Origin of the sequence: Streptomyces sp. NPDC005574 (genome assembly GCF_040605435.1) — a bacterium.
In the GTDB taxonomy this organism is placed as follows: domain Bacteria; phylum Actinomycetota; class Actinomycetes; order Streptomycetales; family Streptomycetaceae; genus Streptomyces.
Window position 1 is genome coordinate 47,936 of the sequence record NZ_JBEXCW010000022.1, and the last position, 12,685, is coordinate 60,620.

Consider the following 12,685-nt stretch of genomic DNA (forward strand, 5'->3'; position numbering starts at 1 on the left):
CCCGGCCCGCCGACCGGGGTGCGCCCACCGCCCGGGGGAGTGGCGTACGCCACACGGGTTGGGCGGGGGCTCGTGAGGTCCGCCACTGGGCACCGGCTCGAACTCGCGTACATTGGCTCGTCACTCGCCATTCGCTGCGCGGGCCGGGGACCACCGCTCCTCCCCGGCCGAGTCACGGGGAGTCCCCGCCCCGTGAGCCCCGCCGAACGCGAGGGAACATCTGGGAGGTACGTACATGTCCGGGACGACCACGGCCGCCGCCACGCTGCGCCGTCGGGCGGCCGGGGCCGGTGCCAACCGCTGGGTCGTCCTCGTGGTCCTCTGCACCAGCCTGCTGCTCGTCGCCCTCGACGCGACCGTGCTGCACGTGGCGGTGCCCGCGGTCACCGAGGACCTCAAGCCCGGCGCGATCGAGCTGCTCTGGATCGTCGACGTCTATCCCCTGGTCTGCGCCTCGCTGCTGATCCTCTTCGGCACGCTCGGCGACCGGGTGGGCCGCAGACGGATCCTGCTGCTGGGATACGCCCTGTTCGGCGTCGCGTCCGGACTCGCGGCCCTCGCCCACGACGCCCAGGTCCTCATCGTGGCCCGCGCCCTGCTGGGCGTCGGCGGCGCGATGATCATGCCGGCCACGCTCTCCATCCTCCGCCAGGTCTTCCCCGACCGGCGTGAGCGGGCGCTCGCCATCGGTATCTGGAGCGCGGTGGCCGCGGTGGGCGCGGCGATCGGCCCGCTGCTCGGCGGCTTCCTCCTCGAACACTTCTGGTGGGGCTCGGTCTTCCTCGTCAACATCCCGCTGATGCTGGTCAGCCTGCCCGTCGGGCGGCTGCTGCTGCCCGAGTCGCGCGGGGCCGTCGACGGTCCCTGGGACGTGGTCGGCGCGCTGACGGCGGCCGCCGGGCTGTTCGCGCTGGTGCTGGGCGTCAAACGGCTCGGCGGCGGGGAACTCGACGTGTTCACCGCAGTGCCGCTGCTCGTCGGCGCCACGCTGATCGTGCTCTTCGTACGCCGGCAGCGGCGGCGCACGCACCCCCTGGTGGACCTGCGCATGTTCGCCCGCCCGGCGTTCAGCACGTCGGTGGGCTGCATCGTGCTGGCGATGCTCGCCCTGGTCGGCCTGGAACTCATCGCGGCGCAGTACCTCCAACTCGTGCTCGACCTGTCGCCGCTGCAGACCGGACTGAGGTTGCTGCCGCTCACGATCGCGGCGATGGCGGCGGGGCTGGCCGGAGCGCGGCTGCTGCGCCGGTTCGGACCGCGGCGGATGGTGTGCGCCGGCTTCTGCATGACCGCCGCCGCCGTCGTCCTGCTGACCGCGATGGGCGGCGAGGACAACGCGCGCCTGCTGCTCGCGGGGTTCCTGCTGCTGGGCTTCGGGCTGGAGACGACCCTGTTCGGCGCGTACGAGTCGATGCTGAGCGAGGCCCCGCCCGAGCAGGCTGGCGGCGCGGCGGCGGTGGGGGAGACCTCCTACCAGCTGGGCGCCGGGATCGGCATCGCGCTGCTCGGGAGCGTCATGAACGCGGCGTACGCGCCGGGGCTCGCGTCCGTACCGGGCGTTCCCGCCGCGGACTCGGCCGCGGCGAGTCACTCCCTGGGTGAGGCGTACGACGTCGCGGGACGGCTCGGCGGCCCCGCCGGTGAGGCCCTGCGGCGCACCGCGCGGGACTGCTTCGTGCACGGACTGCACATGACCCTGCTGGTCAGCGCCGGACTGCTGCTGCTGGGCGCGGTGATGGCGCTGCGGCTGCCGCGCGTGATGCAGTGCGAGGAGGCGGGAGCGGAAACCGAACCGGGACCCGGCACCGAACCGGGACCCGGCTCGGTGCCGGGGTCGGTGGGCGTGCCCGCGCCCCGGGAGGTCGCGGAGTCCCGCGTCTCGGCGTGACTCGCGGTCCCGTAGCTCTCCCACCCCCGTCCGCCCCGTACACGCCCCGGCGTCTCTGCCACCCCCGTCCGCCCCTTACCCGCCCCGGCGTCTCTGCCACCCCCGTCCGCCCCGTACACGCCCCGCGTACTGGACGTGTCGGGCGCGGCGTCGTAACGTCGGGCCGGAATCGTGACTAGCGCTGCTAGTTTTCAGTGTGCCGGAGGGTGTCCCCATGTCCGCGTCCTCGAAGTTGCCCCCGTTCGACCCCGCCGACCCGCTCGGCATCGACGATCTGCTGGACCCGGAGGACCTGGCCGTCCGGGACACCGTGCGCGCCTGGGCCGCGGACCGTGTGCTGCCGCACGTCGCCGACTGGTACGAGCGGGGTGAGCTGCCCGGCATCCGTGACCTCGCCCGCGAACTCGGCGGCATCGGCGCCCTGGGCATGTCACTCACCGGCTACGGATGCGCCGGGGCCAGTGCCGTGCAGTACGGGCTCGCCTGTCTGGAGCTGGAGGCGGCCGACTCCGGCATCCGGTCCCTCGTCTCCGTGCAGGGCTCCCTCGCCATGTACGCCCTGCACCGCTTCGGCAGCGAGGAGCAGAAGCAGGAGTGGCTGCCGCGGATGGCCGCCGGCGAGGCCATCGGATGCTTCGGCCTGACCGAACCCGACCACGGCTCCGACCCGGCCGCCATGCGCACCCACGCCAAGCGCGACGGCGGGGACTGGGTGCTCAACGGGCGCAAGATGTGGATCACCAACGGGTCGGTCGCGCAGGTCGCCGTCGTCTGGGCGCAGACCGACGAGGGGATCCGCGGGTTCGTGGTGCCCGCCGACAGTGCCGGGTTCTCCGCCCCGGAGATCAAGCACAAGTGGTCGCTGCGCGCCTCCGTCACCAGCGAACTCGTCCTGGACGACGTACGGCTGCCCGCCGACGCGGTGCTGCCCGAGGTCGTCGGCCTCAAGGGCCCGCTCAGCTGCCTCTCCCACGCCCGCTACGGCATCGTCTGGGGGGCGATGGGGGCGGCGCGCTCCTGCTTCGAGACCGCCGTCGGCTACGCGAAGTCGAGGGAGCAGTTCGGGCGGCCCATCGGTGGCTTCCAGCTCACCCAGGCCAAACTCGCGGACATGGCCCTCGAACTGCACAAGGGGATTCTGCTCGCCCACCATCTCGGGCGGCGCATGGACGCCGGCCGCCTGCGTCCCGAGCAGGTCAGCTTCGGCAAACTCAACAACGTGCGCGAGGCCATCGACATCTGCCGTACGGCCCGGACCATCCTCGGCGCCAACGGGATCTCGCTCGAATACCCCGTGATGCGGCACGCCACCAACCTCGAGTCGGTGCTCACCTACGAGGGCACCGTCGAGATGCACCAGCTCGTGCTGGGCAAGGCGCTCACCGGACTCGACGCCTTCCGCTGACCCCCCGGTAGCGGGCAGGGCCGATGAGCGGCCCTGCCTCAGCTCTGGTTGAAGAAGCCGTCCGTCCGGTGCGGTGCCGGGTCCCCGTTCACGATCTCCGTGTCGGCGGGGGTCAGCAGGAACACGCGGTTGGACACGCGGTCGATGGAACCGCGCAGACCGAAGATCAGCCCGGCCGCGAAGTCGACCACGCGCTTGGCGTCGGCGGCGTCCATGGCCGTGAGGTTCACGATGACGGGCACTCCTTCCCGGAACAGCTCGCCGATGGCGCGCGCGTCCCGGAAGCTGTCCGGAGTGACCGTGCCGATCCGGCGCTCCTTCGCCTCGGCGACCTCCGCGGCCACCTTCACTCTCGGATCGGTGACCCAGGCTTCCCCGGGCTCGGTCCCTTCGGAGTATCCGTCGTCGTCGTAGTAACGCTCGTCATCGTTGTCGTCAACGAGGCCCAGCCAGGCACTCGCCTTGCGCACCGATCCCATGGACGCCTCCTCTCACAGCGGTCATTCTTGCTTTCCGCATCCCTATGGTCATCCATGATGCGGACTGTGCGCCAAGTGGATAGACGCCGCGCGGGGGGTTTGTGACGGTACTGGTGCACAGCGAATACGTCGAGAGTCCGTGTGTCCCAAGGGCCGTTTCGCAAACAACTGCTGACTGTGAGTGAAATATGATTCTTCACGGCGTACGGGTGACGGACGGGGCGTACGGGTGAACCGCGACGCTCGGTACGATGCGCAGCTCAGCGCAGTCCAACGCCGCACGCACCTCGGGGGATCGTCGTGTTCGGAATCGTCAGGCCCTGCACCCATCGGCTCGGTGAGAGCCTCAAAGCCCAGTGGATGGCGCATTTGTGCGGGCTGTGTCTCGCGTTGCGCGGTGATCACGGCCAGTTCGCGCGTGTGGTCACCAACTACGACGGTCTTCTCGTCTCCGTTCTGACACAGGCTCAGGAAAGCGGCGGCGAAGGGCGGACGCGTACCGCCGGGCCCTGTCCGCTGCGCGGAATGCGCACCGCGTCCGTAGCTCAGGGTGAGGGCGCCCGGCTCGCGGCGGCCGTCTCCCTGGTGCTCGCCTCCGCCAAGGTACGTGACCATGTAACAGACGGGGACGGGCTGCTGGCCCGCCGACCGGTGGCGCTCGCCGCCCGCCGGGTCGCCGTGAGCTGGGGCAGGGCCGGGGCGCGGACCGGCCTGGACGTCGGGTTCGACACGGCCGTCCTGGTCGACGCCGTGGAGCGGCAGGCCGGCATCGAGGCGCTCGCGGGGGCGGGAACCCCGATCCTCACGGTGACCGAGCCCACCGAGACCGCCACCGCCGCGGCCTTCGCGCACACCGCCGTGCTCGCGGGGCGGCCGGGCAACGCCGTGCCGCTCGCGGAGGCCGGGCGTCTCTTCGGGCGGCTGGCGCACCTCCTGGACGCCGTGGAGGACCAGGCCGCCGACGCCGCGTCGGGTGCCTGGAACCCGCTCACGGCCACCGGCACCTCGCTCGCCGAGGCCCGGCGCCTCGCGGACGACGCGCTGCACGGCATACGGCTCGCCCTGCGTGAGGTGGCCTGGGGTCACGACGCGTCGCCGGACCGGCGCAACGCCGACGGGAAGCTGGCGCATCTGCTGCTCGTGCACGAGCTGCGGCGCTCGGTGGACCGGGCGTTCGGGGTGTCGTCCTGCGGACACACCGCCCCGGACACGGGTTCCGCCCCCGGGGCCGCCTTCGGGCCCCCGCAGCACGGCGGATCCCACACACCGCAGGCGCCGGGGAACCCCTACGGCGGCAACCCCTACAGCGGGCGTCCGCACGGCGGCAATCCCTTCGGCGGGGAGCCGCCGCGGCCCGGCAGACGCGGGTTCTGGTCGGGGTGCGCGGTCGCCCTCGGGCTGTGCTGCACCTGCCGGGTGTGCTGCGCCGACGAGTACGAGGGGCCGTGGTCGCGGCAGAGGCGCGAGGGGTGGTGCAGCGACTGTGACTGCGACTGCTGCGACTGCTGTGAAGCCTGCGAGTGCTGTGAATGCTGCTCGTGCTGCGACTGCGGGCTGTGAGCGAGCGGCCGGGGCACGACGACCGTTCCCTGACCCGGCGGGACCAACGAGCGGCACGGGACGGGAGGTCGGGGAGTCGGCACCCCGGCTGACGGTGAAGGCTTCCTCAAGCTTCCCGCCCGGATGAACGGCCACGAGCCGCCCGACGTAGAGCCGGGTATGGTCGCGAAAGGATCAGCGAAAGGGCCGGGGACCCGGCAGCCGGCGTCCGGACGCTCCGGCAGGATCGTGCCGCTGGCGGTGAAGATCGTGGTCAGCGGGGGGCTCGGGGTGGGCAAGTCGACCTTCATCAGAGCCATTTCGGAGATCGACCGCCCACTGGAGACGGAGGCGCCGATCACCCAGGTGTCGGTCGGCGTCGACTCGCTGGCCGGCGTCGAGTCCAAGACGACGACGACCGTCGCTCTCGACTTCGGCCGCGTCACGCTGGACCCCACGATCGCGCTGTACCTGTTCGGCACACCCGGTCAGAACCGGTTCTCGTTCCTGTGGGACGACCTGGTGGAGGGCGCCCTCGGCACGGTGGTCCTCGCGGACACGCGGCGCATCGAGGAGTGTTTCCCCGCGGTCGACTACTTCGAGCGGCAGCGGGCGCCGTTCGTCCTCGCCGTCAACCGGTTCGACGGGGCCGAACGGTTCGAACTGAACGAGGTCGCGGCCGCGTTGGGACTGGGCGCCGAGGTGCCGGTCCTGGAGTGCGACGCGCGCGACCGGGCGTCCGTACGGGATGTGCTGGCCGTACTGATGGACCGGGTGGCCGGGGCACACGGCCCCGCGCGGCAGCCGTCCGCGGTCCTCGCGCGCGAACGCCCCGCACCCCCGCGGACGAGCACTGGTTCTTCGGTTCCGGCGGGGAGGCGTGGAGCGGTCCGTTGATGGTGGGTGGAGATCGAGAAGGGCGAAGCGAGGGGGCAGGGCGAGGGGAGGGTGCGCGTGTGAAGGCGGTGCGAGGAGGGGAACGCGAAAGGCGCCCCGAGGAATCGGGGCGCGCAGGGGGTCAGCTCAACAGGAAGAGGACCACACTCGACCGAAGTCGATGTGGGAGCGCGTGACCAGCCACTGCTGCGGATGCATGGGGCAAGTGGAACAGGCATTCGGTGGTGAGTCAACCGACTTGAGACGTGACGACCAGAGTGTGGACAGCCTTGACAGCTGGGGGAAACGCCGCCGTACTCTCGGTGCGCGGTCCTGCTGAGGGGCTCGACCGTGACAGCGCCGCGCGGCGCGTTTCCCGCGCATCCGTGTGAAGGCACCCACCCGAGTTCGACCGACTCGACGTCACGGAGCCTTCCATGTCTTCCCCCACCCTCGCCCAAGCCCCCACCTCACCGGACACACCCGAGGACGCGGACTCCCCGCGGACCGTCCCGCAGCGCCGCCTCGGCCGGTGGACGGCCGCCGTCGTCCCGCCGCCGTGGTTCGACACCGGCGCGTTGTACCCCTTCGCGGGGAAGCACTACGCCCGCGGGTCGGAGCGCGTCCGATGAGACCCTCCCTGGTGATCGTCGGGGCCGGTCCGCGGGGGACCGGTCTCATCGAGCGCATCGCCGCCAACGCGCCCGAGCTGTACGCCGGTTCGGGACTCGACATCCACCTGGTCGACCCCTATCCGCCGGGTGCCGGGCGGATCTGGCGCGAGGAGCAGTCGCCGCTGCTGTGGATGAACTCGCACGCCGAGGACGTCACGATGTTCACCGACGAGACGGTGGACATGGCCGGGCCGGTGCGTCCCGGCCCGACCCTGCACGAGTGGGCCGGCATCGACGGCCGCACCTTCGCGGACCGGCAGTCGCAGGGGTCCTACCTGCGCTGGGTGTACGAGCGGGCGGTGGCCGCCCTGCCGCCGTCCGTCACCGTCCACCACCACCCGCGGCGTGCCCTGCGGGTCTGCGGACCGCGGGAGGGACGCCAGCAGGTGTGGCTGGAGGACCGTCCGCGCCCCCTCCTGGCCGACCTCGTGGTCCTCGCCCTCGGCCACCTCGACGCTGAACTCGACGAGGAACAACAGCAGTTGGCCGCCCACGCGGCCCGCCACAACCTCGTCCACCTGCCGCCGGACTTCACCGCCGACAGCGACCTGTCCGCGCTCGCGCCCGGTGAACCCGTCATCGTCCGGGGCTTCGGACTCGCCTTCGTCGACCTGATGGCGCTGCTCACCGAGGGCCGCGGCGGACGCTACGAGACCGGCGCGGACGGCGAGTTGACCTACCACCCGTCCGGACGGGAACCCCTGCTCCACGTCGGCTCGCGCCGCGGAGTGCCGTACCACTCGAAGATCGGCTACGACTGGAGCGGCGAACGGCCGCCGCTGCCACGCTTCTTCGGGCCCGCCGAGGTCGACGCCCTGCTCGCGGGGCCGGGCCGTCCCGACTTCCGGCGCGAGGTGTGGCCGCTGGTGGAGAAGGAACTGGGCTTCGCCCACTACCACCGGCTGTTCACCGCCCTGCCCGGGCGGACCCGGATGGCCTGGACCGACTTCGAGGAGAAGTACGCGGCCGCCGACGCGGCCGAGCGCGAGGCCCTCGTCGCCTCCGCCGTGCCCGACCCCGCCGACCGGCTCGACCTCGCCGCCCTCGACCGTCCGCTGGACGGGGTCCGCCACGTCTCCTACGACGCCTTCCAGGACGGCCTGCGCGACTACGTCGAGGAGGACCTGAGACGCCGGCACGACCCCGCGCACAGCCCCGACCAGGCGGTCTTCCTCGGACTGCTCTCGGTCTACGGCCAGTTGGTGCGGCTCGGCGACGTCGGCCCCTGGTGGCACGGCTTCTTCAGCTACCTGGCGTCCGGCCCGCCCGGGCCCCGGCTGCGGCAGATGCTCGCCCTCTCCCGCGCGGGTGTCCTCGGCTTCCTCGGCGCCGACATGACCGTCACCGCCGAGGACGGGGAGTTCCGGGCGTCGAGTCCCACCGTGCCGGGCCACGCGGTCCGGGCGCGGGCCCTGGTCGAGGCGCGGCTGCCGAGCCCCACCGTCGAGCGGGCCCGCGACACCCTGCTGCGGGAACTGCACGAGGACGGGGCCGCCGCCACCCCCGACGGACTGCTCTCCGTGGACCCCGCCGACGGACGCGTCCTGGACCGCTCCGGACGGCCGCACCCACGGCGGTTCGCGCTCGGGCCGCACACCGACGCGCGGGGTTCCGGCGCCTTCACCCGGCCGCGCACCGGCGGGCCCGCCTTCCGGCAGAACGACGCCACCGCGCGGACCGCGCTGGCGTTCCTGCGGGCGCTCGCGTGTCGCACGGCCGCGTAGCCCGTGTCGGCACCCTCCTCCCGAACGTCACCGAAGGAACCCCGCGATGAGCGGCATGGTCGACATCAGGTCCGCCCACAAGAGCTACGGCTCCCGCGAAGTGTTCAGGGGCATCGGCCTCGCCGTACCGGCAGGCGAGGCCGTCGCGGTCCGCGGGCGTTCCTCTCCAGGGTTCTCCGAGCCCGGGTCGGACCCGGTCCCTCGGGCCCGCACCGGAAGGGTGTGACCCGCGATGGCCCCCAAGCCCGGCCGGGCGCTGCTGCACCTGGCCGCCGCCGTCGACCAGCGGACGGCGTACGACGCCGGTTCCCACGTCGAGCTGGCGCGGCTCGCCGAGAGCGGCGGCCTCGACTTCGTGACGCTGGACGACCCCTTCGCGCGCCCCGGCCCCGACGCGCTCGCCGTGCTGTCCCGGGTCGCGCCGGCCACCCGCCGGGTCGGCCTGGTCCCCACCGTCACGACCACCCACACGGAGCCCTTCCACGTCCGGGCGGCCGTCGCGACCCTCGACCGGGTCAGCCGCGGCAGGGCCGGCTGGCGGCTGGCGGTGCCGGCCACCGAGGGGGAGGCCCGCCCCTTCGGCCGCCGTCCCCCGTCCCCCGTCGACGCGCTGTGGCGGGAGGCCGGTGGAGTGGCCGAGCTGTGGCGGGACGGTGAAGTGGCCGACGTGGCCGCCCGGTTGTGGGACAGCCGGGCGGACGACGCCGAGACCAGGGACGTGGCCACGGGCCCTCTCGCCGACCGGGACGACCCGCGCCGGGTCGACCCCACCGGCTCCGCCTTCTCGGCCGGGGACCCCTCGACCGTCCCGCGTCCGCCGCAGGGGCACCCCGTGCGGGTGGTCGACGCCACCGAGGGGCACGTCCGGGCGACCGCGGCCCGTTACGCCGACGTGGTGCTCGTGCGGGCGGTGAACCCCGGGCAGGCCGGTGCCGTACGGGACGAACTGCGCGCCGCCGCACCGGCCTTCGGCCGGCACCCCGACGAGCTGCGGGTCCTCGCGAGCCTCGCCGTCGATCTCGGCGACGGGGAGCACGCGGCCGAGCCTGGCCACGGCGGGGGCGGCCCCCGGCAGACCGCGCGGGGCCCGCTCTACCGCGGCGGGCCCGTCGGCCTCGCGGAGCTGGTCGCCGCCTGGCACGCCGGGGGCGGCGTCGACGGCTTCCACTTCACGCCCGTCCAGCCGCGCCGTGACCTGGAACGACTGGTCAACGGCACGGTGGCCCTGCTCCAGCACCGGGGTCTGTTCCGCACCTTCTACCCGGGCAGCACGCTCCGGGAGCACCTCGGGCTCGCCGGACCCGTCAACCGGTACGCCCCGACCGGGGGAACGCCATGACCGGAGGCCCGCGCCCCACGCCGCCGGACGCACCTGGCCGCGCACCCGCCGCGGGCGAACTCGGCGCATTGGTGCGGCGCGCCGCCGCCGACGGCTGGACGGGGTGGCACGGGCACCGCGCTGAACTGTGCGGGCGACCCGCCGGACCCTGGCAGGCGCCGCCCGGCGGCCTATCCGGAGGGGCGACTTCCGGACAGTCGCGGGGCCCGGGTGGCCGAAGCCGACGGGGCCACGCCCACCGGCGGCCGGCGGACCGGCCGCCAGGGTCAACGCCCTGCGTGTCACGGTCGGTTCGGGAGGGCGCGACCGGCGCCGGTGGCGGGGTCGCGGGGGAGTGGTCATCCCGCCCGTACCGCACAGTTCGTTCAAAGGTTGACGGCCGAAAGGCGCCCTTGCGCCTACCGGTCGTTCGGCCGAATACTCCCCCTCAGCGCTTGTCAGGGGCACGGCGAGTTCGGAATCCGGACGTCCGCCCCCGACTGCGCCTCACGGGCCCCGACCCCACGCGGGCCCCCGACTTCCCCTGGGAGGGAACGAAAAGTGAGGATCAAGCGCACCACCCCCCGCGGCGGCACGGCGAGACGGATTCGGCTGATCGCCGTGTCCACCGGCCTCGTGGCCGCCGTAGCGATCGCGATCCCCAACGCGAACGCGTCCGCCGCCACCCCGTTCAGCACCACCCAGCTCAAGAGCGCCAGTGGCTCGGTGCTCAAAGCCGACGTCCCCGGCACCGCCTGGACCGTCGACAGCAAGACCAACCGTGTCGTCGTCACCGTCGACAGCACGGTCTCCAAGGCCGAGATCGCGAAGATCAAGGAGCAGGCGGGCACCAACGCCGGCGCGCTCACGATCAAGCACACCCCGGGCAGGTTCCAGAAGCTCATCTCGGGCGGCGACGCCATCTATGCGAGTAGCTGGCGCTGCTCGCTGGGCTTCAACGTCCAGGACAACAGCGGGAACTACTACTTCCTGACCGCCGGCCACTGCACCGACGGCGCCGGCACCTGGTGGTCCAACTCGGGTCACTCGACCACGCTCGGCACCACCGCCGGCTCCAGCTTCCCGTCGAACGACTACGGCCTCGTCCGGTACACGAACTCCTCGGTCGCCAAGTCGGGGGCCGTCGGCAGCGTCGACATCACCAGCGCCGCCACCCCCTCCGTCAACACCACGGTCTACCGTCGCGGCTCCACGACCGGCATCCACAGCGGCCGTGTCACCGCGCTCAACGCGACGGTCAACTACGGTGGCGGCGACGTCGTCTACGGCCTGATCCAGACCACGGTCTGCGCCGAGCCCGGCGACTCCGGCGGCCCGCTCTACTCCAACAGCGGCATCGCCTACGGTCTCACCTCCGGCGGCAGCGGCAACTGCAGCTCCGGCGGTACGACCTTCTTCCAGCCGGTCACCGAGGCCCTGAGCGCCTACGGCGTCCACGTCTTCTAGGACCCTCCGCCCGGGCCGTTCGCGCGGCCCGACCCGGTCGGCACAGCAGCCCCCGCACGCAACCGGCGTGCGGGGGCTCGCCCTTGTCCGGGCGCGGAGTTACCGTCGAGACACGGGCAGTACTCCCCTGTGACGCTGTACTGCGACCACTTCGGACCCTGGGGGCCGGCGATGGTGGAGGAGCTGGTGGTGGCGGGAGCGGCGCTCGCGTCCGCCGCGGCGGTGTACGCGATGGCGGCGGCGCGGGTCGTCAAGCAGTACGAACGCGGTGTGGTGTTCCGGCTGGGCCGGCTCCGGCCGGAGGTGCGCGGGCCGGGGTTCACGCTGGTGGTCCCCTTCGTGGACAAGCTGCGCAAGGTCAACATGCAGATCGTGACGATGCCGGTGCCGGCCCAGGAGGGCATCACCCGGGACAACGTCACGGTACGGGTGGACGCCGTCGTCTATTTCCGGGTGACCGGCGCGGCCGAGGCGATCGTCCGGGTCGAGGACTACCGGTTCGCGGTCTCGCAGATGGCGCAGACCTCGCTGCGGTCCATCATCGGCAAGAGCGACCTGGACGACCTGCTGTCCAACCGGGAGAAACTCAACCAGGGCCTGGAGCTGATGATCGACAGTCCGGCCGTGGAGTGGGGCGTCACCATCGACCGGGTGGAGATCAAGGACGTGTCCCTGCCCGAGACGATGAAGCGGTCCATGGCCCGCCAGGCGGAGGCCGACCGGGAGCGGCGGGCCCGGGTGATCAACGCGGACGGAGAGCTCCAGGCGTCCAAGAAGCTCGCCGAGGCCGCCGCGCAGATGTCGGAACAGCCGGCCGCGCTGCAACTGCGGCTGCTGCAGACGGTGGTGGCGGTCGCCGCCGAGAAGAACTCCACCCTGGTGCTGCCCTTCCCGGTGGAACTCCTGCGCTTCCTGGAAAAGGCCCAACAGCCGGCACCGCAGCCACAGCCGGCGCCGCCGGTGGCGGTACAGCCGCAGCCCGTGCCGATGGCCGTACAGCAGCAGCCGCAGCCCGTGCCGGTGTCGCCGCCGGTGGCCGTGGAGCCCGCGCCGCAGGCCCCGCCGCCGGGGGCGACCGCGCGACCGGTGCGGGAACACCTTCCGCCTGCCGAGCCCCGCCCGGCCCCCGGCTCCCCTGGGGCGGAGCCGGTCCAGAGCTAGGGTCACAGAGGCCCTCCAGGGCCGGAGTGTGGGGTTTCCCGCCGTAGGCCGGGTAGTCGGCTCCACGCCCCCGCGGCGGGTGGAGGGGCCCTGCTCGGCCGCCGCCGGGCCCTCATCCTCAGCGCGCTGCCCCTGCTGCTGTGACGGGCCGCGG

At 72.9% G+C, this 12,685-nt stretch carries 11 protein-coding genes; 10 read left to right on the plus strand and 1 reads right to left on the minus strand.

The window, feature by feature from the left end; all coding sequences use genetic code 11:
• Positions 1 to 235: 235 nt before the first annotated feature.
• A complete protein-coding gene (locus ABZT03_RS17140) occupies positions 236 to 1,888 on the plus strand; it encodes an MFS transporter (protein WP_356039788.1) in 1,653 nt (550 codons plus the stop codon).
• Between the two features lie 214 nt (positions 1,889 to 2,102).
• Complete coding sequence (locus ABZT03_RS17145) at positions 2,103 to 3,293, plus strand: acyl-CoA dehydrogenase family protein (protein WP_356039790.1); 1,191 nt, start codon at positions 2,103 to 2,105, stop codon at positions 3,291 to 3,293.
• A 38-nt stretch (positions 3,294 to 3,331) separates the two neighbouring features.
• Here ABZT03_RS17145 and ABZT03_RS17150 read toward each other — a convergent pair whose 3' ends face one another.
• The gene (locus tag ABZT03_RS17150) at positions 3,332 to 3,772 is read right to left on the minus strand and encodes a cell division protein SepF (RefSeq protein WP_356039793.1); all 441 of its coding nucleotides are present in this window, start codon (positions 3,770 to 3,772) and stop codon (positions 3,332 to 3,334) included.
• A 300-nt stretch (positions 3,773 to 4,072) separates the two neighbouring features.
• On the opposite strand from ABZT03_RS17150, the gene ABZT03_RS17155 reads away from it, so the two are divergent.
• The 8 genes from ABZT03_RS17155 (at position 4,073) to ABZT03_RS17190 (ending at position 12,531) form a co-directional block, all read left to right on the plus strand.
• Positions 4,073 to 5,332 (plus strand): DUF5685 family protein, encoded by a 1,260-nt coding sequence (locus ABZT03_RS17155; RefSeq protein WP_356039796.1) that lies wholly within the window; start codon positions 4,073 to 4,075, stop codon positions 5,330 to 5,332.
• Positions 5,333 to 5,491: 159 nt separating this feature from the next.
• Positions 5,492 to 6,208 (plus strand): ATP/GTP-binding protein, encoded by a 717-nt coding sequence (locus ABZT03_RS17160; RefSeq protein ID WP_356039799.1) that lies wholly within the window; start codon positions 5,492 to 5,494, stop codon positions 6,206 to 6,208.
• Positions 6,209 to 6,624: 416 nt separating this feature from the next.
• Positions 6,625 to 6,819 (plus strand): hypothetical protein, encoded by a 195-nt coding sequence (locus tag ABZT03_RS17165; RefSeq protein WP_356039802.1) that lies wholly within the window; start codon positions 6,625 to 6,627, stop codon positions 6,817 to 6,819.
• Positions 6,816 to 8,585: an FAD/NAD(P)-binding protein gene (locus tag ABZT03_RS17170; RefSeq protein ID WP_356039805.1), complete on the plus strand. Its 1,770-nt coding sequence runs from the start codon at positions 6,816 to 6,818 to the stop codon at positions 8,583 to 8,585. The genes ABZT03_RS17165 and ABZT03_RS17170 overlap by 4 nt, the downstream gene beginning before the upstream one ends.
• Before the next feature lie 46 nt (positions 8,586 to 8,631).
• Positions 8,632 to 8,811: a hypothetical protein gene (locus ABZT03_RS17175; protein WP_356039809.1), complete on the plus strand. Its 180-nt coding sequence runs from the start codon at positions 8,632 to 8,634 to the stop codon at positions 8,809 to 8,811.
• Between the two features lie 6 nt (positions 8,812 to 8,817).
• Positions 8,818 to 9,924: an LLM class flavin-dependent oxidoreductase gene (locus ABZT03_RS17180; RefSeq protein WP_356039812.1), complete on the plus strand. Its 1,107-nt coding sequence runs from the start codon at positions 8,818 to 8,820 to the stop codon at positions 9,922 to 9,924.
• Between the two features lie 540 nt (positions 9,925 to 10,464).
• Positions 10,465 to 11,370 carry a S1 family peptidase gene (locus ABZT03_RS17185; RefSeq protein ID WP_356039815.1) on the plus strand — a complete coding sequence of 302 codons (906 nt, stop codon included), beginning with the start codon at positions 10,465 to 10,467 and terminating at the stop codon, positions 11,368 to 11,370.
• A 171-nt stretch (positions 11,371 to 11,541) separates the two neighbouring features.
• Positions 11,542 to 12,531 carry a slipin family protein gene (locus tag ABZT03_RS17190; RefSeq protein ID WP_356039931.1) on the plus strand — a complete coding sequence of 330 codons (990 nt, stop codon included), beginning with the start codon at positions 11,542 to 11,544 and terminating at the stop codon, positions 12,529 to 12,531.
• Positions 12,532 to 12,685: the final 154 nt, after the last annotated feature.